Annotated in this window: 11 protein-coding genes; 4 read left to right on the top strand and 7 right to left on the bottom strand. The window is 65.4% G+C overall.

From position 1 onward, the window contains the following. Nucleotides 1-6: 6 nt before the first annotated feature. On the bottom strand, nucleotides 7-618 hold the full coding sequence (locus NJ69_RS04315) for a TetR/AcrR family transcriptional regulator (protein ID WP_039576473.1): 612 nt from the start codon (nucleotides 616-618) through the stop codon (nucleotides 7-9). A gap of 182 nt (nucleotides 619-800) precedes the next feature. On the opposite strand from NJ69_RS04315, the gene NJ69_RS04320 reads away from it, so the two are divergent. Continuing rightward, on the top strand, nucleotides 801-1,721 hold the full coding sequence (locus NJ69_RS04320) for a DUF808 domain-containing protein (protein ID WP_039576474.1): 921 nt from the start codon (nucleotides 801-803) through the stop codon (nucleotides 1,719-1,721). A 45-nt stretch (nucleotides 1,722-1,766) separates the two neighbouring features. On the opposite strand, the gene NJ69_RS04325 is transcribed toward NJ69_RS04320, so the two are convergent. The 6 genes from NJ69_RS04325 to puuE form a co-directional block, all read right to left on the bottom strand. Then, nucleotides 1,767-2,549 carry an outer membrane protein OmpK gene (locus NJ69_RS04325; protein WP_039576476.1) on the bottom strand — a complete coding sequence of 261 codons (783 nt, stop codon included), beginning with the start codon at nucleotides 2,547-2,549 and terminating at the stop codon, nucleotides 1,767-1,769. Nucleotides 2,550-2,963: 414 nt separating this feature from the next. Next, nucleotides 2,964-4,319, bottom strand: a complete 1,356-nt coding sequence (locus NJ69_RS04330; RefSeq protein ID WP_039576478.1) for a nucleobase:cation symporter-2 family protein — start codon at nucleotides 4,317-4,319, stop codon at nucleotides 2,964-2,966. 171 nt (nucleotides 4,320-4,490) lie between these two features. After that, a complete protein-coding gene (locus tag NJ69_RS04335) occupies nucleotides 4,491-5,810 on the bottom strand; it encodes a urate hydroxylase PuuD (RefSeq protein ID WP_039576480.1) in 1,320 nt (439 codons plus the stop codon). A gap of 57 nt (nucleotides 5,811-5,867) precedes the next feature. Further along, nucleotides 5,868-6,371, bottom strand: a complete 504-nt coding sequence (locus tag NJ69_RS04340) for an ureidoglycolate lyase (RefSeq protein ID WP_039576482.1) — start codon at nucleotides 6,369-6,371, stop codon at nucleotides 5,868-5,870. Nucleotides 6,372-6,428: 57 nt separating this feature from the next. After that, on the bottom strand, nucleotides 6,429-6,944 hold the full coding sequence (gene uraD / locus NJ69_RS04345) for a 2-oxo-4-hydroxy-4-carboxy-5-ureidoimidazoline decarboxylase (protein ID WP_039576484.1): 516 nt from the start codon (nucleotides 6,942-6,944) through the stop codon (nucleotides 6,429-6,431). Next, nucleotides 6,941-7,870, bottom strand: a complete 930-nt coding sequence (puuE, locus tag NJ69_RS04350) for an allantoinase PuuE (RefSeq protein ID WP_039576487.1) — start codon at nucleotides 7,868-7,870, stop codon at nucleotides 6,941-6,943. Before puuE ends, uraD begins: the two co-directional genes overlap by 4 nt. A gap of 395 nt (nucleotides 7,871-8,265) precedes the next feature. On the opposite strand from puuE, the gene uraH reads away from it, so the two are divergent. The 3 genes from uraH (at nucleotide 8,266) to NJ69_RS04365 (ending at nucleotide 26,701) form a co-directional block, all read left to right on the top strand. Beyond that, the gene (gene uraH / locus NJ69_RS04355) at nucleotides 8,266-8,619 is read left to right on the top strand and encodes a hydroxyisourate hydrolase (protein WP_029613862.1); all 354 of its coding nucleotides are present in this window, start codon (nucleotides 8,266-8,268) and stop codon (nucleotides 8,617-8,619) included. A gap of 367 nt (nucleotides 8,620-8,986) precedes the next feature. Then, the gene (locus NJ69_RS04360) at nucleotides 8,987-9,175 is read left to right on the top strand and encodes a hypothetical protein (protein WP_039576488.1); all 189 of its coding nucleotides are present in this window, start codon (nucleotides 8,987-8,989) and stop codon (nucleotides 9,173-9,175) included. A gap of 33 nt (nucleotides 9,176-9,208) precedes the next feature. Next, the gene (locus NJ69_RS04365; RefSeq protein WP_039576490.1) at nucleotides 9,209-26,701 is read left to right on the top strand and encodes a filamentous hemagglutinin N-terminal domain-containing protein; all 17,493 of its coding nucleotides are present in this window, start codon (nucleotides 9,209-9,211) and stop codon (nucleotides 26,699-26,701) included.

Genomic DNA, 26,701 nt, shown 5'->3' on the forward strand with positions numbered 1-26,701 from the left:
GGATGTTCACGCAGGCTCCGGCTCGCAACCCTTGAGCACCAGGCGGATGATGGTGTCGGCGGCCGCGTCGTAGTCGCTGTCGCTGAGTTTCGCCTTGCCGGTGACCACTGCGATCTGCCAGTCGAAGTCCGCGTAGGTCTGGGTCGCGGCCCAGATGCTGAACATCAGGTGGTGCGGATCGACCGCAGCGATCTGCCCGCGTTCGATCCAGCGCTGGATGCATTCGATGTTGTGCCGGGCCTGCTCGTTGAGCTGCTCCACCTGCGACGGCGACAGGTGCGGGGCGCCGTGCATGATCTCGCTGGCGAACACCTTGGACGCATGGGGCAGGTCGCGGGAGATGCGGACCTTCGAGCGGATGTAGTTGCTGAGCACTTCCTGCGGATCGCCCTCGGCATTGAACGGCGTGGAGGCCTGCATGATCGGCGCGATGATGCTTTCCAGTACCTCGCGGTAGAGGTTTTCCTTGGACTTGAAGTAGTAGTAGACATTCGGCTTGGGCAGCCCGGCCTTGGCCGCGATGTCGCTGGTCTTGGTAGCCGCGAAGCCCTTGTCGGCGAATTCCTCGCTGGCCGCGCGCAGGATCAGTTCCTTGTTGCGCTCGCGAATCGTGCTCATGGTCTGTGAATCTTCCTGTGACTGGCCGCCTCTAAGAGCGAGCAGGCATGGTAGCACCGTGCCGCAGAACCGCTCAAGGTAACGGCCTGAGTGGTCTCCGTCGCGTATCATGCGCTCGGCAGGCCGGTCGGATGGGCTCGCCGAGGTGCTGACACGGCACGAATCTATCAAGGGTAAAAGCAATGGCAGGCAGCAGTTTTTTCGCGTTGTTGGATGATATCGCGGCCCTTCTGGACGATATTTCGCTGATGAGCAAAGTGGCGGCGAAGAAGTCCGCCAGCGTGCTCAGCGACGACCTGGCGGTCAATGCCGAGCAGGTCACCGGCATGAAGGCGGACCGGGAATTGCCGGTGGTGTGGGCAGTGTTCAAGGGCTCGCTGAGGAACAAGGCCATTCTGGTGCCGTGCGCGCTGATACTCAGCGCCGTGCTGCCAGCGGCGGTCAAATGGCTGCTCATGGCTGGCGGCCTGTACTTGTGCTACGAGGGCTTTGAGGCGATCAAGGACAAGCTGTCACGCGACAAGCCCGGCGATGAGGCGCAGGCCAGCAAATCGGTACCGCGCAGCGCCGAGGCGCTAGCCGAGTACGAACAGCGCAAGATCAAGGGGGCGATCAAGACCGACTTCATCCTCAGCGCCGAAATCATCGTCATCACCTTGAACGTGGTGGCCGAGGCGCCGTTGTACCAGCAGATTCTCACGCTGGTGATCATCGCCCTGTTGATGACGGTCGGTGTCTACGGCCTGGTCGCCGGCATTGTGCGGCTGGATGACGCTGGCTTCGCCCTGGCCAAGTCCAAGGCCCAGGGGCTGTGGGGGCGGTGCGTGAAAAGCGTGGGGCGGGGCCTGGTGGCCGCGGCGCCGATGCTGATGAAGGCGCTGTCCTGGATCGGCACGGTGGCCATGTTCCTGGTGGGCGGCACGTTCATCGCCGAAGGCATCCACCCGTTGGAGCAGGCCCTGGAGTCGCTCGTGGCGGCCAGCGGCGCCTGGGGGCCGGTGGTCAAATATGCCCTGTTCGGGGTGGTCGGCGCGGTGGCCGGCTTCATCACGGCGCTGATCGTCGGCGGCTTTTCCAAGCTTCGCCAGCGCCAGGCGGCGTAAACCGTCCGGCGCAGGACGCGGGCTGGCCAGCAGCCCGCGCCCCCCTCAGAAGTGCACCTTGACCAGCAGGCTCATGGTGTTCTGGTCGGTGGTGAAGGCATCGCTGTCCTTGATGCCGTACTTGTTGCTCCAGTAGTCGTACTCGATGCCCACGTACAACTGTTTTTCACCCATGTGCAGCGCCTTGCCCAGGTCGTACTTCACCTGCGGGTTGAAGTGCAGGTTGGCGTGGTAGCTGCCGCGCCCATTGCGGTCGTTGTCCACCACCCAGTCCATGAAGCCGTCGATCAGCACGTCGGAGGCGCCCACCGGCAGGGTGTAGCCCCACACCGGGGTGATCTGCCAGACATGATCGCCCGGGCGGCTGCCGTCGGTGGTGCGGTGGTAGAAGTTGAGCTGGAAGTAGTCGAAGCCCGGCACGGCCAGGTCGAAGCCGGGGCCGATCAGGTACGACTCGGTATCGCCTTCGCCGAACTCGTAGGTCATGGCCAAGAGCACGTCGGTCACTGGGCCGAAGGCCAGCTTCTGATCGAAGATCTTGCCGAACGACAGGCGCGGGGAGATCTCACCGTAGTAGGTGTTGGCGCCGTTGTTCCCGTCTTTCTTGCCCTGGTAGAAGATCTTGTCGACGAACAGGAAGTTGTCGCCGTACTTCCAGGAGTCGGCGTGCTCGAAGGTCAGGGTCTGCTGGGTTTCAGGGTTGACCTTGAAGTTCTTGCCCCACAGGTAGGTCAGGCTGTTGTTCTGCCAGTTCAGCAGGTCACCGGCGTGGCTGGTGGCGCAGGCCAGCAGGCCACCGGCGAGGATCAGGCTGTTGAGAATCCGCATGGTTGAGGTCGCTCCCTTGAGTGGATGTGTGTCAGCGCTCGTGTCGGCGCTTTTTCTGTCTTTTTGGTCAGGTTTGAAGCGTGGGCCACAGCTCCCTGGCAAGTGCTGCGCCAACTTTTGCGGGTCGGTCGCAGCCATCCTGCTCGACGGCGTTCTGAACGGATGAAAAAGGGTGCTGCTGGCTGGCACGACATCGACCAACCGCCCGAATTCATTGACTGAGCGGTCAGTAAACGCGGGCAGGATCCGACCTGCCCTGAGCGAGGGGGCGCGCAGATTACTGACTTGCGCGCCGGGCCTCAAGTGCTCCTTCCTGGAGCGTGCTGTCGCAAAACTGGGCGTTCGGTCAGGTTGTCAGGCGTGACGCGCCATCGCCTGTGCCGAGCGCCCCGGATCGACGGGGTCGGCGCTGCCTCAGTGCCGGTGACACACCCTGGTGTGGGCGGCCCGCTCGGCGCCGCCAAGAATGTTGAACAGCAGGTTCAACAGCAACGCGCTGAGGGTGGCCATGGCGATGCCACTGTGGGTGATCGGCTCCATCCAGGTCGGCATCTGCGCGAAGAATTCCGGACGCACCACCGGTATCAAGCCGAAGCCTATGCTCACCGCAACCAGCAGTTGATTACGACGGTCGCTGATGTCCGCTTCCTGCAGAATCTTGATGCCCGTGGCCGTGACCATGCCGAACATGGCGATCGACGCACCGCCCAGTACCGCCGGTGGGATCGACGCAATCAGGAACGCCGCCTTGGGCAGCAGGCTGAGCAGCATCAGCAAGACACCGGCGACCGCCGTGACCGAGCGGCAGCGCACGCCGGTCATCTGCACCAGGCCGATGTTCTGGGCGAAGGAGGAATGGGTGAAGGTGTTGAAGAAACCGGCCACGAACGAAGCGCCGGCATCGCACAACAGGCCGCGCCGCAGCATGCCGGGCGTGACCGGCCGATCGGTGACCTTGCCCAGGGCCAGGAACATGCCGGTGGACTCGACGAAGATGATCACCACCACCAGGCACATCGACAGGATCGGTGCCAGGCTGAAGGTCGGCAGGCCGAAGTGCAGCGGCGTGACCACCTGCAACCATGGCGCCTGGGCCAGGCCCGACAGATCGACCATGCCGATGCAGCCGGCCAGCACGTAGCCCAGGCCCATGCCGACCAGCACCGAGACGTTGACCCAGAAACCGCGCATGAAGCGGTTGATCAGCAGGATCACCGCGAGCACCAGGCCGGCGACCATGAGGTAGATGGGCGCGCCGAAGCTGTCCGCCTGCTGACCACCACCGGCCCAGTTGACCGCCACCGGGAACAGCGACAGGCCAATGGCGGTGATCACCGTGCCGGTGACCAGCGGCGGGAAGAACCGCACCACCCTGGACATGAACGGCGCGATGAGCAGCCCGAACAGCCCAGCGGCGATGGTCGCGCCGAAGATGCCCTGCAGGCCCACGCCGGGCATGCCGGCCATGGCCACCATGCTGCCGACGGCGGCGAAGCTGGCACCCATCATCACCGGCATGCGGATACCCACCGGGCCGATGCCCAGCGACTGGATGACGGTCGCGACCCCGGCCACGAGCAGGTCGGCGTTGATCAGGAAGGCGATTTCCTCGCGTGACAGACCCGCGGCCTGGCCGATGATCAGCGGCACGGCGATGGCGCCGCCGTACATCAGCAGCACATGTTGCAGGGCCACCAGGACGAGCTGGGCCAGGGGCAGGGGTTGTCGTGGCGGCGCGACGGGAATGGACGCCTGCGGTGACGTGGACATGCAGCACCTCGAGTGTTGTTCTTATTCTCGGATCCAAGCGGGCGGCGCCCGGCGCCAGGCGCTTCGCATGAAGGCCTGGATGTACCGGGGGAGCCGAACGCTCGATGCTTGCTTTTGTGTCTGTGGTGCAGCGCAGGCCGGTCGGCTATCGCGACGGGCCTGCGCCAGCCGCTAGTTGACCGGCGCACCCTTGGCGATCCAGTCGCCGACCAGCTTGCGCTCCTCCACGGTCATCTGGGTGATGTTGCCCAGCGGCATGATCTGGCTGGCCACGGCCTGTGCCTGGATGCGCGCGGCCTGGGTCTGGATCTGCTGTGGCGTGTCGAACATCACCCCGGCCGGAGCCGTGCTGAACAGCGGGCTGGTGGGTTTGGACGAATGGCACACGGTGCAGCGTTCCTGGATCACGTGATGGATCGCCTCGAAGTTGCCGGGCTCAGCCTGGGCAGTAGCCTGGGCCGGGGCGGCGGCGGGGGCTTCGGCCGCCTTGGCTGCGGCCTCGGCGCGGTGCTCGGCGGCGGTCTTGCCGCCCACGGCACTGGCCGGCAGCGGCTGGTACTGGATCGGCGCGGCGGCCTGCTCGGGGCTGGCCGGCAGGGGCTTGGGCGCGGTCACGTAGGCCAGGCAGATCATCGCCAGGGCGCCGGCTGGCAGGGTCCAGGCGTACTTATTGCTGGCATGGCGGGTGTTGAAGTAATGCCGTACCAGCACCGCTGCCACCGCGATCCCGGCCAGGATCAACCAGTTGTACTGGCTGCCGTAGGTGCTCGGAAAATGGTTGCTGATCATGATGAACAGCACCGGCAGGGTGAAGTAGTTGTTGTGCCGCGAACGCAGCAGGCCCTTGGCGGGCAGCAAGGGGTCAGGCGTCTGGTTGGCAGCGATCGCCGCGACCAACTGGCGCTGGGCCGGCATGATGATGCGGAACACGTTGCCGACCATGATGGTGCCGATGATCGCCCCGGTGTGCAGGTAGGCGCCGCGTCCGCTGAACACCAGGCTGAAGCCCCAGCAGGCGGCGATGATCAGCACGAACAGCACGCCGCCGAGCAGGGCAGGGCGCTTGCCCAAGGGCGAATCGCAGAGGAAGTCGTAGACGAACCAGCCCGCCACCAGCGAGCCGATGCCGATGGCCACGCCCTCGGCGCCGCTCAGGCTGCTGCCGGGGGCGAGCAGGTAGAGGGTCGGGTTCCAGTAGAACACCACGCAGAGCAAGGCGATGCCCGACATCCAGGTGAAATACGCCTCCCATTTGAACCAGTGCAGGTCATCGGGCATTTTCGGCGGTGCGAGCTTGTATTTCTCCAGGTGGTAGATGCCGCCGCCGTGGATGGCCCACAAGTCGCCCGACAGGCCGTCGCGCGGGTTGCTGCGGTTGAGATTGTTCTCCAGCCAGACGAAGTAGAACGATGCACCGATCCAGGCCACGCCGGTGATCATGTGAACCCAGCGAATGCTCAGGTTCAGCCATTCGTGAAGATGTGCTTCCACAGTATGTACCTCTGCCGGTCACCGGCAGGCCGCGGACCTGTGATGACCGACCTTCTCTTATTGGTGGGGATCGAGGATCAACATCTGCTCCTCGGGGAAGTAATGCTCGTCGCAGTTGTTGCCGGAACCACTGCGATCAACCACCAGGAAGTCATCCCGCTTTTCGATCGTCAGCACCGGGTGGTGCCAGACGCCGCGATGGTAATTGACGCCCTGCCTGCCGTTGCTACGGAAGGCGCGGACCAGACCTGATACAGGTGCATCGCCAAGTGGCGCGACCACGATCAGAAAGGGGTTGCCCAGCAGCGGCACGAAGGCCTGGCTGCCCAGCGGATGGCGCTCCAGCATGCGGATGGTCAATGGCACCTCCAGGGCATCGGCGCGGAAGATGCTGATGATCGCCCGGTCTTCCGGCTCGGCGGTTTGCACCGTGGCGAGCTTGTGGAAGCGCATGGTCGAGCCGTTGTTGATCATGAAGTGGTCGCTGCCGTCGGTTTCGATCACGTCACCGAAGGGGGCGAAGGCTTCTTTGGTCAGCGGCTCGATCATCAGGGTACGCATGCGGTTTTCTCTTGTAGTCGTTATCGGTCAAGGGGCGAGGCCGTGTTCGGCCAGGCCTCACAATTGCTGCAGACGGAACAGGGCGATCTGGTTGATCTGCGCCAGCGCCTCGCGGAACTCGGCGTCGGCATCGTTATGGATGCGCTGCTCGAAGGCGGCGAGGATCTGGTGCCGGTCGCTGCCTTTGACCGCCATGATGAACGGAAACTGGAATTTTGCCTTGTAGGCGTGATTGAGCTCGGTGAAACGGGCGAATTCCTCGGCCGTGCACAGGTGAATGCCGGCGCCGGCCTGCTCGTGGGTGCTCGACTCGGTCAGCTCGCCACGCACCGCCGCTTTGCCGGCCAGGTCCGGGTGCGCATTGATCAGCGCCAGTTGCTCGGCGTGGCTGGCGGCCAGCAGCACCGCGCTCATGCGCTGGTGCAGGGCCTCGATCTGGTCCAACGCACTGTGCTCGCCCTGGTCGAAGGCCCGCTCGGCCACCCACGGCGAGTGCTCGTAGATGTCGGCGAAGGCGGCGACGAACGCGTCGCGGCTCAGGGTCGAAGGGGTGACGGTGGTGAAGGCGCTCATCGGGCGTTCTCGGGCGTGTAGGGGTGGGTGGCGTGCCAGTGACGGGCGATGTCCACGCGGCGGGCGAACCAGACTTGCTCGTGGCTTTTCGCGTAGTCGACGAAGCGCTTGAGCGCGGCCAGGCGCGCCGGACGGCCGACCAGGCGGCAATGCAGGCCGATGGAAAGCATCTTCGGCGCCTCGGCGCCCTCGGCGTAGAGCACGTCGAACGCGTCCTTTAGGTACTGGAAGAATTGCTCGCCGCAGTTGAAGCCCTGCACCTGGGTGAAGCGCATGTCGTTGGTGTCCAGGGTGTAGGGGATCACCAGGTGCGGCTTGTCGGTGGGGGTGTTCTTTTCCCAGTAGGGCAGGTCGTCGTCGTAGGTGTCGCTGTCGTAGAGGAAGCCGCCTTCCTCCATCACCAGGCGCCGGGTGTTGGGGCCGGTACGGCCGGTGTACCAGCCCAGCGGGCGTTCGCCTGTGATCTCGGTGAGGATGCGGATGGCTTCGAGCATGTGCTCGCGCTCCTGGGCCTCGTCCATGTACTGGTAGTCGATCCAGCGATAGCCGTGGCTGCAGATCTCGTGGCCGGCCTCGACCATGGCGCGAATCACGTCCGGGTGGCGCTGGGCGGCCATGGCCACGGCGAAGATGGTCAGCGGTACGCCGCTGTCCTTGAACAGCCGCAGCAGGCGCCAGACGCCGGCCCGGCTGCCGTATTCGTAGAGCGACTCCATGCTCTGGTTGCGTACGCCTTGCAGCGGTTGCGCCGCCACCATCTCGGAGAGGAAGGCTTCGGACTCCTTGTCGCCATGCAGGATGCAGCGCTCGCCACCTTCTTCGTAGTTGAGCACGAAGGACAAGGCGATGCGGGCGTTGCCCGGCCAGTGCGGGTGAGGAGGCGTGTTGCCGTAGCCGATCATGTCGCGAGGGTAGTCAGCGCTCATGCAGTCTTCCTTATGAACGTAGAGGCTAGGTGCTGACCGCGGCGGGTTGTCGCAGGCACCGGAGTGGGACGATTGTATACAACTTGTTCGGCCATTTGTAAGCCCGATTTGCCGCAATTCTTCGTTTTTGTCGTCCTTGGATACGCCTTCAGTGCCTTGCAAGAAACCTGCCTGATTGGTCAGGTAATCCGATAGGCCGTGATGCCGGCCGTAAGTTTTCCGCCTGACGCCTGGAGATCCCGATGCAGCGGCGCAGACGCGGAGAGTGGCTTACAAAATTGTGTACAATCTGCGATTCAAGTGTCTTAATTGGCCCCGTTCCGGCAAGCGCTTGCCCCGCGCAGGTGCATGCCGTCTATCTTTTGCCCAGGCCAATGACAAGAGGCGATACGCAGATGGGACGTTTGACTACACATGTGCTGGACGCCGCCCACGGCTGTCCGGGGAGCTCGATCCGAGTCGAGCTGTACCGCGTCGAAGGCCAGCAACTGACGCTGGTCAACAGCGCGCTGACCAACAGCGATGGTCGGGTCGATGCACCGTTGCTCGAAGGCGATGCGTACCGCACCGGCGTGTATCAGTTGCAGTTCAGTGCCGGCGACTACTATCGGGCGCGTGGCGTGGCGCTGCCTGACACCGCGTTTCTCGATGTCGTGGTGCTGCGCTTTGGCATCGATCAGGGGCAAGCGCATTACCATGTGCCTTTGCTGATTTCGCCGTACAGCTATTCCACCTATCGCGGAAGTTAGGCGCGCCAAGAAAGCGGGCTGAGCGCGACTCGCCCGCTTTCACAAACGCGCCGGTGCAGGGTTTCACAGCCTGGGACGGCATCGTGCGCTCAAGCCCAGGCGATCGACTGCCCTGCGCGATTTTCGAACCTTTGTGCGTTTCAAGTGGGAGCGGCCGTGTGTCGCGATCGGGCGCGCAGCGGCCGCAGCCCAGCACTGGAGATTGCCTCATACACCTCAGCGCCCGAGTGACGGCCGCTCCGAGGTCGATCGCGACGCAAGGTCTCTCGACTTCCCTCGCTGGCCATCATTTATTTGACGCCACTATATTGCCACCTTATCATCCGCGCCGGTTATTGGCACAACGCCATACAAAAGGACCTAACCGATGTGGCGTTTGGAACGCCGGGCCGCGCATTCGATGCCGCCCACCTTCACTGACCCGGACACTGTCGTGTCGGCGCGAGTCGCCCTGATCGAGCCACTCACCGCCCACTACCCCCGTTTTCTGAAACCACCGGCCCCCGCCACCGATCGGGCAGCGCCGGTGCGTTTACGCATGGACTTCTTTCTCTAATTTTTTCACCGCCCTCGGGCATCGGGATTTCACATGGACGTTCGTCAGTTCGCCTTCCTCGTGCGTCAGCCTTCGGCTGCCCTCAAAAGCCGTTCCCACTTTCTGGGGATGCCCAAGCGGGGTCTGGCGTTCATCCTGGCCAACGCCATGTTCTGGCAGCCGCTGCTGGTCCAGGCCGAGGGCATCGCGGTCAGCGGGCAGGGCACCACGCTCGGGCAAGCGGGCAATGGCGTGCCGATCGTCAACATCGCCGCGCCCAACGGCAGCGGCCTGTCGCACAACCAGTTCCAGGACTACAACGTCGGCGCCAACGGGGTCATTCTCAACAACGCCACAGGCCGTACCCAGGACACCCAACTGGGCGGCATCATCGTCGGCAACCCCAACTTCCAGGGCACGGCCGCGCAGGTCATCCTCAACGAAGTCAATGGCGCCAACGCCAGCCAACTGCGCGGCTACACCGAAGTGGCCGGGCAGTCGGCCCATGTGATCGTCGCCAACCCGCACGGCATCACCTGCGACGGCTGCGGCTTCATCAACACGCCGCAGGCGACCTTGACCACCGGCAGGCCGGTGATCGAAAACGGCCAGCTCACCCGCTATCAGGTCGACCAGGGCAGCGTCGCCATCGAAGGCGCGGGCCTGAACGCCAGCAACGTCGACCGCTTCGAAATCATCACCCGCGCTGCCCGCCTCAATGCGCAGATCCAGGCGAACAAGCTGACCATCGTCGCCGGGCGCAACGATGTCGAGGCCGGCACCCTCAACGCCACCGCGCGCGCTGCCGACGGCAGCCAGGCGCCGGACCTGGCCATCGACTCCTCGGCGCTGGGCGGCATGTACGTGGGCGCGGTCAAGCTGGTCGGTACCGAGGCCGGGGTCGGTGTGCGCATGGCCGGCGACATGATGTCCGGTGGCGATATCCAGATCGATGCGGCAGGGCAACTGCTGATGGGCCAGACCTCGGCAGCCACCTCGGTCAACGTCAAAGCCCAGAGCGTCGATGTCCAGGGCGCCGTATATGCCGGCAGCGATCTGGCGCTGACCACCCAGGGCGCATTGACCAACCAGGGCACCTTGGCAGCCAGGAACAGCGTCACCTTGGACGCCGGCGGCCGCCTGACCAACCGCGGCATCATCGAGGCCGGCGTCAACGCGGACAACAGTCGCAACAGCCAAGGCGATCTGCAGCTCAAGGCGCAGGCCTTCGATAACACGGGCAAAAGCGTCATCGCCAGTCGCGACCTGCGCGTGCAAACCGGTGAACTGATCAACCAGCGCGGCACCCTCAGCGCTGCGCGCAGTGCCCAACTGGCCGCGACCAGCCTGGACAATCAGAACCAGGGCCGCGTGCTCAGCGCCGGCAATCTCGGCATCAGCGCCGACCAGTTGCTCAACAGCCAGGCTGGACTGGTCACCGCCTCCGGCCTGCTGACGGCGAACGTCGGCCAGTTGATCAACCGCCAGGGCGAACTGTCGAGCCTCGGCCAGGCCAGCCTGCACGTGGCGTCGCTGGATAACGTCGCCGGGCTGGTGTCGGCCGGACAAACCTTGAGCCTGAATGCGCAAGGCGCCATCGACAACCAGGGCGGACGCATCGCCGCGCAGCAGGCCGTGCAGGTCAATGCCGCCTCGCTGAACAACAGCCAGCGCGGTGTGCTGACCAGCCAAGGCGCGCTCGGCGTCGAGGTGAGTGGCGCCCTGGCCAACCAACAGCAGGGGCGCATCGAGTCCACGGCGGGGGCGACGATCAAGGCCGCGGCGCTGGACAACCAGCAGGGCGGCAAGCTCAGCGGCCAGACGCTGAACCTCACGGCAGGCGCGGTGAACAACAGCGTCGGTGGCGAGATCGCCAGCGCACAAGGCACGAACGCCAACCTGGGCCGCCTCGATCAGCACGATGGCGGCCGCTTCTACAGCAACGGCGACCTGTACCTGAACCTCAACCAGGGCCAGTTGGATAACCGCAGTGCCCTGATCAATGCCGCCGGGCAGTTGACCTTCGACCACCTCGACAGCGTCGACAACCGCCAGGGCGAAATCTCCAGTGCTCGAAGCTATTCGGTCACGGCGCGCACCCTCGACAACACGGCCGGCAAGTTGCTCAGCGACCAAGGCCTGATCCTCAGCATCGTCCAGACCTTGAACAACGGCGCCGGACTGATCGCCGCCAGCGGCCTGCAGATCGGTGCCGCCAGCCTGATCAATGACCAGCAGGGCACCGTGAACAGTCGCGCGGCGCTGGACGCGCGTGTCGCGGGACTGTTCGACAACCGCAGCGGCAGCCTGACCAGCGCCGCCGCCAGCCAGCTCAGCGTCGGCAGCTTGAACAACGCGGGCGGCCGGGTATCCAGCCAGTCCGGCTTGAGCCTGGACCTCAATCGCGGTCATCTGGACAACCAGTCCGGGCTGATCAGCGCGCCTGGCGCATTGCTGCTGAACAACCTGAACACGGTCGATAACCGTAACGGCGCCGTCTCCAGCAGCAGCGCATTCTCCTTGCTGGCCGATGCGCTGGATAACCGGGGCGGCACCGTGCAGAGCGACCAGTCGCTGACGGTGGCGGCTGCGCAGGTGTCGAACAGCGCGGCGGGTCGGCTATCGGGTGCGTCGCTACAACTGTACGCCGGCAACCTCGACAACAGCGGCGGTCACGCCTTGGCCAACGGCGGCCTGAGCCTGGATGTCGCCGGTGCACTGCTCAACCACAGCGGTGAGCTGCTGGCCCGTGACGTGCGGCTCACGACGGGCTCGCTGGATAACACCCAGGGCCAGGTGCAGGCCGACCAGTCGTTGACGATCGACAGCGGCGCTCTCGGCAATCGCGCCGGCACGCTCGCCAGCGGCCAGACCCTGGCGCTGACCGCCAGCGCCCTGGACAACACCTCCGGCAAGGTGACCAGTGCGGCGGCGCTGACCGCCGCCATCTCCGGCAACCTGCTCAACCAGAGCGGGTTGATCAGCGCAGGCGCAGACCTGCAACTGAGCAGCGCCGACCTGAACAACCAGGCCGGCCAGATCAGTGCCGCCCAAGCCCTGCGCCTGCGTACCGCGCAGCTGGACAACAGCGCCGGTGGCCGTATCAGCGGCAACACCCTCAGCGCCCAGGTGACGGGCCTGGACCAGCGCGGCGATGGGCGTTTGTACAGCCAGGGCGACTTGAGCCTGGACCTCGCTCGCGGCTTGTTGAATAACCAAGGGGGTGTGATCAGCGCGCCGGGCGCGTTGCTGCTGACCCAGTTGGCGACCGTCGATAACCAGGGCGGCGAAATCTCCAGCGCCCAAGGCTTCAGCCTGCAGGCGGACAGCCTGGACAACCGCGCGGGCAAGGTGGTGAGCGAACAAGCGCTCACCCTGCGTATCGCCCGTGCGCTGGAAAACGCCAAAGGCCTGATTTCGGCCTCGAGCCTGGACGCGCGCAGCGCCAGCCTGGGCAACCAGAACGGCACCCTGAGTGCGCGCGACGGCGTGATGCTGAACGTCGAGGACTTGCTGGACAACCGCAGTGGCAAGCTCCTGGGCCGTGACTTGTCGCTGAGCGCAGGTACGCTCGATAACAGCGACGGTAAAGCGCAAGGCGACACGCGCCTGACCGTCGCCAGCGGGGCGCTGACCAACCAGCGCGGCCGCCTGGTCTCGGCCAATACCGTCAGTCTCAGCGCTGCCAGCCTGGACAATACCGAGGGCACCCTCACCAGTGACGGCGCCCTGACCGCCATCATCGCCGGCGCCGTGCTCAACCAGGCCGGCCTGCTGGCGGCCACTGCCAACCTCGACCTGACCCTGGGCAGCCTCGACAACCAGCGCCAAGGGCGCGTCAGCAGCCAAGCCAACCTGACCCTGGCCGGCACCTCGCTCGACAACCGCAACGGCAGCCTGGCGGCGGTCGGTGTGCTCAAGCTCGATGCGACGCGCCTGGATAACCGCCAGGGCAACGTCTACGCCCAGCAGCGTCTGGACCTGGCGTTGGGCGCAGAGCTGAACAACAGCCAGCACGGCACCCTGCGCGGTGACGCCCAACTGAATCTGCGCGCCGGCCCGGTGGACAACAGCGAAGGCGGGCGCATCAGCGCCGGGCAGACGTTGATCGCCAGCGTCACCGGGCTGGACCAGCACAACGACGGGCGGCTGTCAGGCCAGGGCGACGTTAGCCTCGACCTCAATCGCGGCCACCTGAACAACCAGGGCGGCACCTTGACCGCGCCGGGTCAGTTGCTGTTGAGCCACCTCGCCAGCGTCGATAACCAGGGCGGGGAAATCTCCAGCAGCCAGGCCTTCACCCTGGCTGCCGACACCCTGGACAACCGTGGTGCCAAGGTGCTCAGTGAACAGGCCCTGATCCTGCGCATCGCCCGTGCACTGGACAACACCCAAGGCCTGATTTCAGCCAAGGCGTTGACCCTGCAGGCTGGCAGCCTGGACAACCAGAGCGGCCTGCTCAGCGCCAACCAAGACCTGGCAGTGCAGGTCGGCGCGGCGCTGGACAACCGCAGCGGTCGGGTACTGGCCCGCAGCGCCTCGGTGAAGGTGGGCGCTCTGGACAATCGCCTGGGTCTGCTGCAGAGCGACAGCCTGCTCGACCTCTCCAGCCTTGGCGCCGTGGATAACCGCCAGGGCACGCTGTTCGCCGCCCAGGCCTTCGACCTCGACGCCGGCAGCCTGGACAACAGCACCGGCAAGCTGACCAGCGATGGGCGCTTGACCGCGACCCTCGCCGGTCAGTTGCTCAACCAGACCGGCCTGTTCAGCGCGGGCAGCGACCTGCACCTGATCGCCGCCAGCCTGGACAACAGCGCCGGCCAATTCACCAGCGATGCGCGCCTGACCGCGACCCTCGCCGGTCAGTTGCTCAACCAGACCGGCCTGTTCAGCGCGGGCAGCGACCTGCACCTGATCGCCGCCAGCCTCGACAACAGCGCCAAAGGCAGCCTGCACGCCAAGGGGCCGCTGGCGCTCACCGTGGGCGGCGCCTTGAACAACGCCCAAGGCGTGCTCGACAGCGACAGCACGCTGGTACTCACGGCGGGCCAAGTGGACAACAGCCGCGCAGGACGCATCAGCAGCCAGGAGCAACTCACCGCCTCGGTCACCGGCCTCGACCAGCACGATGGCGGTCGCCTGTATGGCCAGGCCGGTGTCAGCCTGGACCTGAATCACGGCCTGCTGAACAACCAGGGTGGCTTGATCCACGCGCCCGGCGCGCTGCTGCTGAGCCACCTGGCCGAGGTGGACAACCGCGCCGGGGAAATCTCCAGTGCCCAGGCGCTGAGCTTCGACGCCCAGAGCCTGGACAACCGCCGCGGCAAGCTGCTCAGCGAGCAAGGGCTGAGCGTGCGCATCGCCCAGGCGCTGGACAATGCCCAGGGCCTGGTGCGCGCCACTGCGCTGGATCTGCGGGCCAACACGCTGGTCAATACCGCCGGTACGCTGAGCGCCCGCGACGACCTGACCGCCCAGGTCGAGGCGACACTCGATAATGGCCAGGGCGAGATTCTCGGCGCCACGACTCGCCTCACCGGCACCACGCTGGACAACCGCTCCGGCCTGATCCAGGGCGACCAGCGGCTCACCCTCGCGGACTGGCAAGCGGTCGGTAACCGCAATGGCCGGCTCGTCACAGGCCAACGCTTCGACCTGAACGCCGCCCGCCTCGACAACACCCAAGGCACGCTCACCAGCGACGGAACGCTCGACGCCCTGATCAGCGGCCAGTTGCTCAACCAGGCCGGTCTGATCGGCGCCAGCGCGCAACTGCAACTGACCGCAGGCAGCTTCGACAACCAGGCCAAGGGCCGCCTGCTGGGCAAGCGCGACCTGAGCCTGACCGTCGGCCAATTCGACAACCGTGGCGGCAACGTCGCCGCAGTGAACCAGTTGCAGCTCAACGGCACGTCGCTGGATAACCGCGACGGTGGCCTGCTCAATGCGGGTCAGGGCATGACCGTGGCCCTCGACAGCCTGGACAACCGTGCCGGTGAGGTCTCCAGCGTCGGTGGCCTGACCCTCGCGGCCCGCGAGCTCGACAACAGCGCCGGTGCGCGGCTGCTGGCCAATGACGCCCTGCAGGTGACCGTGCAGCGCCTGAACAACCAATTCAAGGGCATCATCTCCGGGCAGCGCTCCGTCGAGTTGAACACGGCGCTGCTGGACAACAGCGGCCAGGGCAGCGTGTATGCCAAGGGCAACCTGTCCCTGCTCGCCAGCGGCCAGGTGTTCAACCAGCAAGGCGCGCTGCGCAGCGATGCGGGCCTGAGCCTGCACGCCGACAGCCTCGACAACGGTAGCGGGCGCATCAGCAGCGCCGCACCGCTGGTTTTGGTCAGCACCGGCGCGCTGGGTAACCGCAACGGCGAGGTGCTCAGCGCCTCGACCCTGAGCCTGACCAGCGCCAGCCTCGACAACCAGAGCGGCACGCTCATCGGCGACGGGGCCGTGCAGGTCACCACCGGCGCCCTGAACAACCAGCAAGGTGGACGCCTCACCAGCGCCGACCGCCTCGACCTGGTGGCCGGGCAGGTGGACAACCGCGCCGCCGGTCGCATCGCCAGTGCCCACGCACTCACGGCCAGCCTCACCGGTCTCGACCAGCGCGGCGGCGGCAAGCTGTACAGCACCCGCGCCCTGACCCTGGACCTGAACCAGGGCACGTTGAACAACGCCGGTGGCTTGATCAATGCGCCCGGCCCGCTGGTACTGCGCAACCTCGCGCAGGTCATCAACCAAGGCGGCGAAATCTCCAGCCAGCAAGCCTTCACCCTGGCGGCGCAGAGCCTGGACAACACCGACGGCAAACTGCTGAGCGACCACGGGCTGAGCCTGACGGTCGAGCGGGCGCTGCTCAACGTCAGGGGGCAGATCACAGCCGCCGGGCTCAAGGCCCAGGCGGGCAGTCTGGACAACAGCAAGGGCGTGTTCAACAGCGAAGAAGACCTGGCCCTTTCGGTCAGCGACGCCTTGCTCAACGTCGACGGCGAGCTGTCCAGCGCCGGCGCCAGCGTGGTCGATGCGCAGACCCTGAACAACCGCAACGGGCAGGTGATGGGCGACGTCAGCCTGGTGCTGACGACCCGAGGCGCGCTGCTCAACCAGGGCGGCACCCTGGGCGCCGCCGAGCGCTTGCAGGTGACGGCGGCGAGCCTGGACAACAGCCAGTCCGGCAGCCTGGTGAGTGACGGCAGCCTGACCGCGAAGGTCGATGGCCTGCTCGACAACCAGGACCAAGGCCGGGTCATGGCCAAGGGCGCCATGGCGGTGCAGGCCGGTGCGCTGGACAACCGTGGCGGGCGGGTGTCCGGGCAGGATCTGCTGACCCTGAGCGGTGATCGCCTGGACAACCGTGGCGGCGCGGTGCGCGCCAATCAGGCGCTCGACCTGGCCATCGGCGAGGTGGACAACCGCGCAGGCGTGCTCAACAGCAAGCAGGCCTTGATGATCGCCAGCCAGACGCTGAGCAACCAGGCCGGGCTGATCAGCGCCGCAGGCCCGGTGCGCCTGACCGCGCAGCGTGTGGAAAACGGCACCGGCCGCATCGCCAGCCAGCGCGACCTGGACGCCAGCGTTGGCGTGCTCAATCAACAGGGCGGCGAGCTGGTGGCCCAGGGAGAACTGACCCTCACCGGCAGCGCCCTCGATAACCGCAACGGCGGTCTGGTGGGCGCCACAAAAGCGCTGAAACTCAAGGTGGACGCGGTCGATAACCGCGCCGGGGAGCTGTCCAGCCAGGCCGCTGCCGAGTTCAGCGGCCAGCGCCTGGACAACAGTGGCGGCAAGCTGCTCGCCGCCACCGCGCTGCAACTGGCCGTGGCTCAGGTCATCAACCAGGCCAAGGGCCTGGTGTTCGCCCAGGACACGCGCTTGACCGGTGCGGGCCTGGACAACGCCCAAGGCACCTTCGCCGGCCAGCGTTCGCTGGCGCTGGAACTGACCGCCGCGCTGGACAACACCCAAGGCACACTCAGCAGCGAAGGCACGCTGCAACTGACCGGCGAGCGGATCGACAACACCGCTGGCCGTATCACCAGTGCCGACACGCTGACCCTCGACAGCACCGCTGCGCTGATCAACCAGGGCGGGGTGGTGGAAACCGCGCAGGGCCTGACGCTCAACAGCGCCAGCCTGGACAACAGCCAGCAGGGCCTGCTCAAGAGCCAGGGCGCCGCGCGCCTGACCACCGGCCAGTTCGACAACACCCAGGGCGGGCGCCTGATCGGTTCCGGGCCGCTCGATCTCACCGCGACACAGCTCAGCAATGGCGGCCGTGTCGCCAGCGCCGGCACCCTCAACGCCAGCCTCACCGGCCTCACGCAACAAGGCGGCGAGCTGTTCAGCAACAGCCAACTGATCCTCGACCTGAACGGCGGTGACGCCACCAACAGCGGCTTGATCAACGCACCGATCCTGGTCCTGAAAAACCTCGGCAACCTCGACAACCGCCACGGCGAGCTCTCCAGCCAGAACGCCATCACCCTGGCCGCCCGCAGCCTGGACAACAGCCAGGGCAAGCTGATCAGCAACCAGACACTGGTGCTGCGCATCGAACAGGCCCTGGCCAACGCCAAGGGCCACATCAGCGCCGCACGCCTCGAGACCCGCAGCGCACGCCTGGACAACAGTGACGGTCTGCTCAGCAGCCGCAGTGACCTGGACATCGTCGCCCGCGAAACGCTCGACAACCAGCGCGGCACCTTGATCGCCGACGGCCAATTGCTGCTGACCAGCGCCCAGCTGGACAACCGGGGCGGCGAGATCGCCGGCAAGGCCGACCTGAGCGTCAATGCCGCGCGCCTGGACAACCGCAGCGGCCAGTTGATCGGCACCCAGGCCGTGCAGGTCAGTGGCGCCAGCCTCGACAACCGGGGCGGTCTGGTCGGCGCCACAAAAGCGCTGAAACTCGACGTCGGTGCCGTGGATAACCGGGCCGGCGAGCTGACCAGCAACGCCGGCGTGAGCATCACCGGCCAGCACCTGGACAACAGCGACGCGGGCCAGGTGTTCGCCGTTGAGGGCCTGACGCTGAACGTCGAGCAGGTGCTCAACCGCCAGGGCGGTTCGCTCAGCGCCCAGCGCCTGGCGCTGACCGGCAGCCGCCTGGACAACACCGGCGGCACGCTGCTCAGCCAGCAGCCGTTGCGCCTGCAGGTGAGCGGCGAGCTGGACAACAGTTGGGGCCTGCTGAGCAGTGAAGACAGCCTCGACATCGAGGCCGGCAGCCTGAACAACAGCCACGGCAGCCTGTCCAGCGCGCACGCCTTGAACGTGGCGCTCAATGGCCAGTTGAACAACCAGAGCGGCCAGTTGGTCACCGACGGCGCCCTGGTGCTGAGCAGCACCGCGCTGGCCAACCAGCACGGCAGCATCAGCGCCAAAGGCGCGGTGACGGTGAGCGCCGGTACGCTGGATAACCAAGGCGGTCGCCTCAACAGCGGCGACACCTTGCAGTTGACCAGCGGCCAGTTGAACAACGGCGGCAGTATCGGCAGCGCCAAGGGACTGACCGCCAGCGTCAGCGGGTTCGACCAGCAGGGCGGTACGCTCTTCAGCCACAGCGGCCTGAGCCTGGACCTGAACAACGGCGCGCTGAGCAACCAGAACGGTTTGATCAATGCCACAGGCCCACTGCTGTTGAGCAACCTCGCGGCGGTCAATAACCAGAACGGTGAAATCTCCAGTGCCCAAGCCTTCACCCTGGCCGCGCAGCGCCTGGACAACGGCAACGGCAAACTGCTCAGCAACCAGGCCTTGGTGGTGCGCGTCGGCCAAGTGCTGGCCAACGTCAAAGGCCTGATCGGCGCCGCCCGCCTGGACGCGCACGCCGGCGCCGTGGACAACCGCGGCGGCACCCTGAGCAGTCGCAGCGACCTGCAACTGACCAGCGATGGCCTGCTCGACAACCAGGAGCAGGGCCTGATCAGCGCCAGCCAGACGCTGACCCTGAACACCGGCAACCTCAACAACCTCACCGGCAGCCTGCTCGGCGCGGCGGGCGTGACGCTCACCGCCATGGCCCTGGACAACAGCGGCGGTGGCCTGATCAACAGCCAGGGCACCCTCGACCTCAGTGCCGCCAGCCTGAACACCGGCAGCGGCGGTGAAGTGTCCGCCCGGGGCGCGATGGGCCTGAAGCTGAGCGCCCTGGCGCTGGCGGGCGGTCGGGTGATGGGCGAGCAGGGCGTGACCCTCGACCTCAACGACAGCGACCTGGACAACCGCAATGGCCAGATCCTGGCCAAGGGGCCGCTGACCCTCAAGCGCCTGCGCAGCTTCAACAACCAGAACGGCGAACTGTCCAGTCAACGCAGCCTGACCCTGAGCACCGGCACCCTGGACAACAGCGGCGGCAAGCTGATCAGCAACGAGGTGCTGACGGTCCAAGCGGCCAGGCTGATCAACCAGAACGGCCTGGTGTCCGGCTGGCAAGGGCTGAGCGTCGGCGGCGGCAGCCTCGACAACCGCAACACCGGCACCCTGTCCAGCCGCAGCGGCGCGGTCGATGTGCGGCTCTCCGGCGAACTGCTCAATGCCGGGGCCGGCGCCCTGGTCAGCCAGGGTGCGCTGACCGTCAGCGCTGCCAGCCTGGACAACACCGGCGGCATCCTCTCCAGTGGCGCAGGGCAAACCCTGGTGGTCGGCGGCACGCTCGACAACGCCAGCGGCGGCCTGATCGACAGCGGCGCCGAGCTCGATGTACAGGCGGCCAGCCTGAACAACACCGCCGGCACCGTCACCGCCCAGCAGGCGCTGGCCGTCACCGCCACCGACCTGGGCAACCAGAGCGGTACCCTGGTCAGCAATGGCCGCCTGACCCTCGACCTGCTGGGTCGCCTGGTCAACAACCAGGGCAAGCTCGCCAGCGCCGGAACGTTGCTGTTGCAGCGCGCCACGCAGGTGGACAACCAGGGCGGCCAGATCGCCAGCCAGGGCGTGCTGACGCTGCTGGCCGGCGGCATCGACAACCGCCAGCGCGGCACCCTCGCCGGCAAGGAGCGGGTGGCGATCACCAGCACCGGCGTGCTGCAGAACGATGCCGATGGCTTGATCTACAGCCAGGGCGCGGACGTGCACGTCAGCGCGGCCAGCCTCAGCAACCGCGCCGGCGTGGTGCAGGGCCAGCAGGGCCTGGGCCTGAGCCTCACGGGCGACTTGGACAACGAAGGCGGTACGCTGCTGGCCCAGACCGGCGACCTGAGCGCCGCCGCCAGCACCCTGAACAACCAGGGCGGCACGCTGGCCAGCGTGGCCGGGTCGCTCGATGCCCGCGTTGGCGGGCAACTGCTCAACGGCGTCAACGCCGCCAACAAGGCAGGCGTGATCCAGGGGCAGCGCTTGAACCTGATCGCCGCCAGCGTCGACAACCAACGCGGCCGCATCGCCGCGCAAAACGGCGACGCGCTGATCAACGCCCGTTCCTTCGCCAATGCCTATGGCGGCCTGTATGCCAAGCACTTGCTCCAGGTGATGGGGGCCGCGCTCGACAACAGTACCGGTCAGATGGCGGCCAATCGCGTGGACCTGGGGCTCGACGGCCAGTTGGGCAACCGTGGCGGGATCATCGAAAGCGACAGCGTGCTCAACGTGCGCGCCAGCGACGTCGATAACCAGGGCGGGCAGTTGCGCGCCTTGGGCAGCAGCGGCAAGACCGACTTCCAATTGCTCGGCGGATTCGACAACCGCAATGGCCGACTCGAGACCCGTAACAGCGACCTGACCCTCAACGCCACTGGCTTGCAGAACCAGGGTGGTAGCTTGCTGCACAGCGGCAGCGGCACTTTCGAGATCGCTACCAGCAACCTGATCGACGCCGGCGGCACCCTGGTGACCCGAGGCGGCCTGACCCTGGCTGCTGACACCTGGACCAACAGCAGCGTGCTCCAGGCCGGGCGCCTGACCCTCAACGTCAACACCCTGAACCAGACCGCTAGCGGCCAGTTGCTGGCCTCCGACAGCCTGGTCGGCACGGGCGTCAACTGGAGCAACGACGGCCTGATCGCCAGCGATGGCACCGCGCAACTGACGCTGACCGGCCGCTACAACAGCAACGGCCGCTACAGCAGCCTCGGCCAACTCGGCCTGAGCGCCGCCCAGGTAGACCTGAGCAGTGCGGCGTCCATCGCCAGCGGGCAGGACAGCACCCTGCGCGTGGGCGGCCAGCTGAACAACGCCGGGCGCCTGACCGCCGCTGGCAACCTGACCCTCGGCAGCGCCAGCATCGGCAACACCGGCACCCTGGCCAGCGGCGCCAACCTGACCCTCAGCGCCGACACCCTGCTCAACGACAAAGGCCTGATCACCAGCGGCGGCGACATGCAGTTGCTGGCCAACCGCTTCACCAACTCGTTCGCCGATGTGTACAGCCTGGGCAACGTGCTGATCGGCAAGGACACCAGCCAGACCAAGGCCGAGTTGCTGGACAACCGCTCCAGCACCCTCGAAAGCGCGAAGAACCTGACGATCAACGCCATGACCGTCAACAACGTGCGTGACGTGCTGGAGTATTCGGCGCATGAAAAGAGCTACGCGAAGATTACTGAGCTCGATTGCAACCTAATTCCGCTGGCGGGATGTGACTTCCGCAAGCATGGCCATCGCAATGGTTTGTGGCAGGTCGATGAAACTGACCGGTTGAAGGTCACGCGCAGCTCGGTAGCCTCGGCGCTGAGTAGCGGCGCGGACTTGCTGGTCAACGCCCAGACCCTCAACAACTTCAGCAGCACCATTGCCGCGACCGGCAACCTCACCGCCAACGCGACCACCATCACGAACCAGGGTCTGCAAGCCCAGGAGATCAAGACCACCCGGACCTACTGGAGCTACGAAAGTCAGATCTTCCTTGCGACGCAGGCGGCTGCCAACTTCAACGCGAAAAACAGCCCTACGCCTTCAGCGGCGGTGGAAGCGGATCTCGCCTATTTCCTCGGCTTCATGGGCGGCGGCAAGCTGTCGGAAACCACGACCACTCTCAACAGCGATGGGCAGTCTTACGATGCCGTCATCCAGGCCGGCGGCAACGTCACGCTGAGCGCTTCGCAGAACATCAACAACAGCGTCGTCCGCCCCCACTACGCCTATGTCGCGGCAGGCCGCAACACGACCGACACCGGTGCAGGCAGCCGCTATTCCACGGCGGTGTCCATCAACGCCCAGTTGCCGCCTGACCTGGCCCAGCAACAGGTCAACCCGCTCGCGCTGCCCGGCTTCAGCCTCCCCACCGGCCAGAACGGCCTGTTCCGTCTGAGCGGGCAGGGCGGCAGCAGCGGGCAAGTGGCTCAAGGTTCGGCCGGGCCTGCCAGTTGGACCCTGGGCGCTGCCAGCGTCGGCCTGGAGCAACGCCAGCAACGCCTTCCCGAAACCCAAGGCCGGACGATTCAACTCGACGACGTCGCCCAGGTGTCTGCCAGCAGCCGCCAGGTGTCGGTCACGGCCCGCGAGGCCAGCGGCATCCAGGCCAGCGTGAACGCGATCAATGTGGGCGGTGTGAGCGATGCCGACGTCGGCACGCTGCAACCTGGCCGCAGCGGCGGCGGCACCATCACCGCAGTGGATGGCATCACCGCGCAGAAGCCGGTCGATGGCTCGCGCCCGGCCGTGGACCTGTCACGCCCGAACATCGACCTGTCCGGCCTGACCCCCGCCGAGCGCGACGCCCGCATCGTGCTGACCACGCCCGACCAACCGGTTTCCGATAGCAGCCGTCCGACCTTGAACGTCCCCGGCCTGTCCACCGCCGAGCGCGACACCCGCGTGGTCACCGTCGCACCGGACAGCGCCCGCCCAGACCTCAGCGTGCCCGGCGTCACGCCGCTGGCCCCTGCGACCCAGGTGTCCGTGGAGCGGCAGCAGCCGTCGACCGTGGCGACCGTGGTGCCGACCTCCCGCGAGTTCCTACCCGCCGTCAGCCCCGTCGATCAGCCTGTCGTGGACAGCACCGCCACCCGCCCGGCCGCCGTCACGGTCGAGCAGGTCGCCGCGAACCCGACGCCGGTCGCCAGCCAAACCCTCGAGCGCGTCCAAGGCCTTCCCGAAAAGCGCCCGGTCTCCCAGCCGCACAAATACCTGATCGAAACCAACCCCGTGCTCACCGACATGAAGCAATTCATGAGTTCGGACTACCTGCTCTCGGGCCTGGGCTACAACCCGGACGAAAGCGCCAAGCGCCTGGGCGACGGCCTCTACGAACAGCGCCTGATCCAGCAAGCCGTGGTGGCCCGCACCGGCCAACGCTTCATCGACGGCCAAACCACCGACGAAAAGCTGTTCCGCCACCTGATGGACAACGCCATCGCCAGCCGTCAAACGCTGAACCTGGCGGTGGGCGTAACCCTCACCTCCGAGCAGGTCGCAGCGCTGACCCACGACATCGTCTGGCTGGAAACCCATGTGGTGAACGGCGAGGAAGTGCTGGTGCCGGTGCTGTATCTGGCCAACGCCAATAACCGCCTGGCGCCCACCGGCGCGCTGATCGCCGGTAACGACGTCAACCTCATCGCTGGCCAGGACCTGCGCAACGTCGGCACCTTGCGCGCCAGCAACAACCTCTCCGCCCAGGCCGGCAACGACATCATCAACGGCGGTCTTATCGAAGCGGGCAATCGGCTGGACCTGCTGGCGGGCAACAACATCGTCAACAAAGCCGGCGGCATCATCGCCGGCCGCGACGTCACCCTCACGGCCCTCAAGGGCGACGTGATCAACGAACGCACCGCCACCACCCACGCCAGCAGCGACGGCAGCCTCAGCGAACGCCGCGACTTCCTCGACAGCGCCGCGCGCATCGAAGCGGCCAATGACCTGAGCATCGGCGCAGGTCGCGACGTCTCGAACCAGGGCAGCGTGCTGCAAAGCGGGCGTGACCTGACGATTCAGGCAGGCCGCGATGTGAGCTTCGGCTCCGTCGAGCAGGTGGAGAGCCGCGACTATCGCGGTAAGCGTGACAGCAACAACAGCAGCACCGTGACCCAGAACGGCTCGACGGTGACCGCAGGACGGGATCTGTCAGCGGTGGCGGGGCGAGATCTGAAGGCCATCGCCAGCCAGATCGACGCCAAGCGCGATGTGGCCATGGCGGCGACTGAAAACCTCAGCCTGAGCTCAGCGGCGGATGAACAGCACTCGGCGTTCAAGACGAAGAAGGCCAAGGGGCAGGAAGACCATGTCAGCCAGGTCGGCACGGCGGTGACGGCGGGCGGCGACGTGAGCCTGCGCGCTGGACAGGACCTGGCGATGACGGCCAGCCGGGTATCGGCGGGGGATGAAGCGTATCTGGTGGCCGGTGGTCGGTTGGAACTGCTGGCTGAGGCTGACAGTGATTACTCGTTGTACGACAAGAAGAGCAAAGGGAGTTTTGGCAGCAAGAAAACCCAGCGCGATGAAGTGACCGATGTGAAGTATGTCGGCAGTGCGGTGTCGGCTGGGGGCGATGTGACCCTCGCGAGCGGTGGAGATCAGCGGTATCAGGCGGCCACGCTTGAGAGTGGGAAGGATCTGACGCTTGAGAGTGGTGGTGGGATTGCGTTTGAAGGCGTGAAGGATCTGCATCAGGAGAGTCACGAGAAGAGCAAGTCGGATCTGGCGTGGAATAGTGCGAAAGGCCGTGGCACGACTGACGAGACTCTTCGACAGAATCAGCTGGTTGCGCAAGGCATCTTGACAATCAAGGCTGTCGACGGATTGAAGATTGATATCAAGCATATCGATCAGGCCACTGTCAGCCAGAGTATCGACGCCATGATCGTGGCTGATCCCAAGCTTGCGTGGCTCAAGGAAGCTGAACTACGGGGTGATGTGGACTGGCGTCGAGTCAAGGAGGTTCACGACAGCTTCAAGTACGACCACTCAGGTTTGGGGACGGGAGCTTCACTCGTCATCGCAATCATCGTGACCTATCTGACTTGGGGAGCTGGAGCCACTTTGGTTGGAGCGGCTAGTAACTCAACAATCGGTTTTGCCGCCAACTCGGTGGTCAGTGCTGCCGCTACTAACGCTGCCACCAGTACGGTAAACAACCGTGGCAATCTCGGTGCGGTGGTCAAGGATGTGACCTCCAGCAATGCCATGAAAGGTTATGTGATGGCGGCGCTTGCACCGGGCGGTGACAGCATCGTGTCACGCATTGCGCTCAAAGCGGCGCTGAGTACGGTGGTCTACGGTGGCAGCCTGAAGGACAACGCTGTCCAGGCCGGCTTGGAGGTTGCTGCGGACGCACTGAGCGGAGCGATCTTCAATGAGGTGGGAGATCGCCTGATGGGCAGCGGGTTGCCCAAGCGTATCGCAGTGCATGCCGTCGTCGGTGGTCTGATTGCTGAAGCGGCGGGCGGTGACTTCCGCACGGCGGCTTTGGCGGCAGGTGCGAATGAGGCTTTGGTGCAACTGGTCGGGGACAAGATCTTTCCCGGTGAAGCTCACGACCGTGTATTGGGCATGACCTCACAATTGGTCGGTATGACGGTTGCTGCCGGCCTGGGTGCTGACGCCAAAGATCAACAGGTGGCTGCTTGGGTCGCACAGCAGGCGACTCAGAACAACTTCCTCCGACATAAAGAGGTCGAGGCGTTTCTCGCCGAGCTCAAGACGTGTGATGCGACCAATTCGTGCGCTGATGTACGCAAGCGGTATGGCGACCTGAACATCGAAAATCAGGAGCGGCTTGAGCAACTGTGTGCCCGTGACATGGACGCCTGCCGCAGCGAGTACAAGTCGTTCTCCGATGACTACCAGAAGACCCATGCGTTGTTGGCTGACAGCATGAAGGAGGTCGGGTGGAAAGATCAGTATGCCCTCGGGGCTACGGTACTCAGTAACTACCAGGCCATGCAGACCCTCGTCGGAACCGCCATGACCAAGGCGGTGACCGATGCAGCCCAAGAGGCTGCGGGACAGGTAGGCGTTGGGGTTGATGCAGAGGATGTCGGTAAGTTTGGGATGTGGTTGCGAACTGTCGTCAAGGCAGTCACAAATCGCAAGGGAGCAGTAGGTGGTGCTGTTGGACAGGCTGGAGATAAGCCGAAGGCTTCTACCAGTGGCGGCGCGTCACAAAATCCTAACTCGACAAGTTCGCAGACAGACGCTGAAGCCGGTACGCTGGTTGATCGGAATGTTATTGGTGGAGGGGCAAAGGCCATAGGCCCTGTTCCAAATCTTACTGAGCGGGGCACGTTAGTTAACCTGCACCCAAATGATGTTGCTATTGCACAGCGACCAGTAAGAACACTCGTACAGGATGAGTCTGGTCGCTATTGGCTGCAAACCTCAACCGGGAAGCGAATAACACCATCAGGTTCATACGATTTTGTAACTATGCCGGACGGAAGTATTCGGGTTGCCAGACCGAATGTGAACCAAAACTTCTCAACCCATCTTGGGTTGAGTGGTGGTGGAGAAGTTAAATATGCGGGCTCTATACGCTTCGGGAATAACGATGGTCCAAGCCGAGGGACAATAAATCAGTGGACTAACAATTCTGGGCATTATCAACCACCTGCAACTTTAAGTGGTAATGCCGGGTTGCCGCAAGGCTTGTTTAATCTGAGGTAG

Origin of the sequence: Pseudomonas parafulva (assembly GCF_000800255.1) — a bacterium.
GTDB lineage: Bacteria > Pseudomonadota > Gammaproteobacteria > Pseudomonadales > Pseudomonadaceae > Aquipseudomonas > Aquipseudomonas boreofloridensis.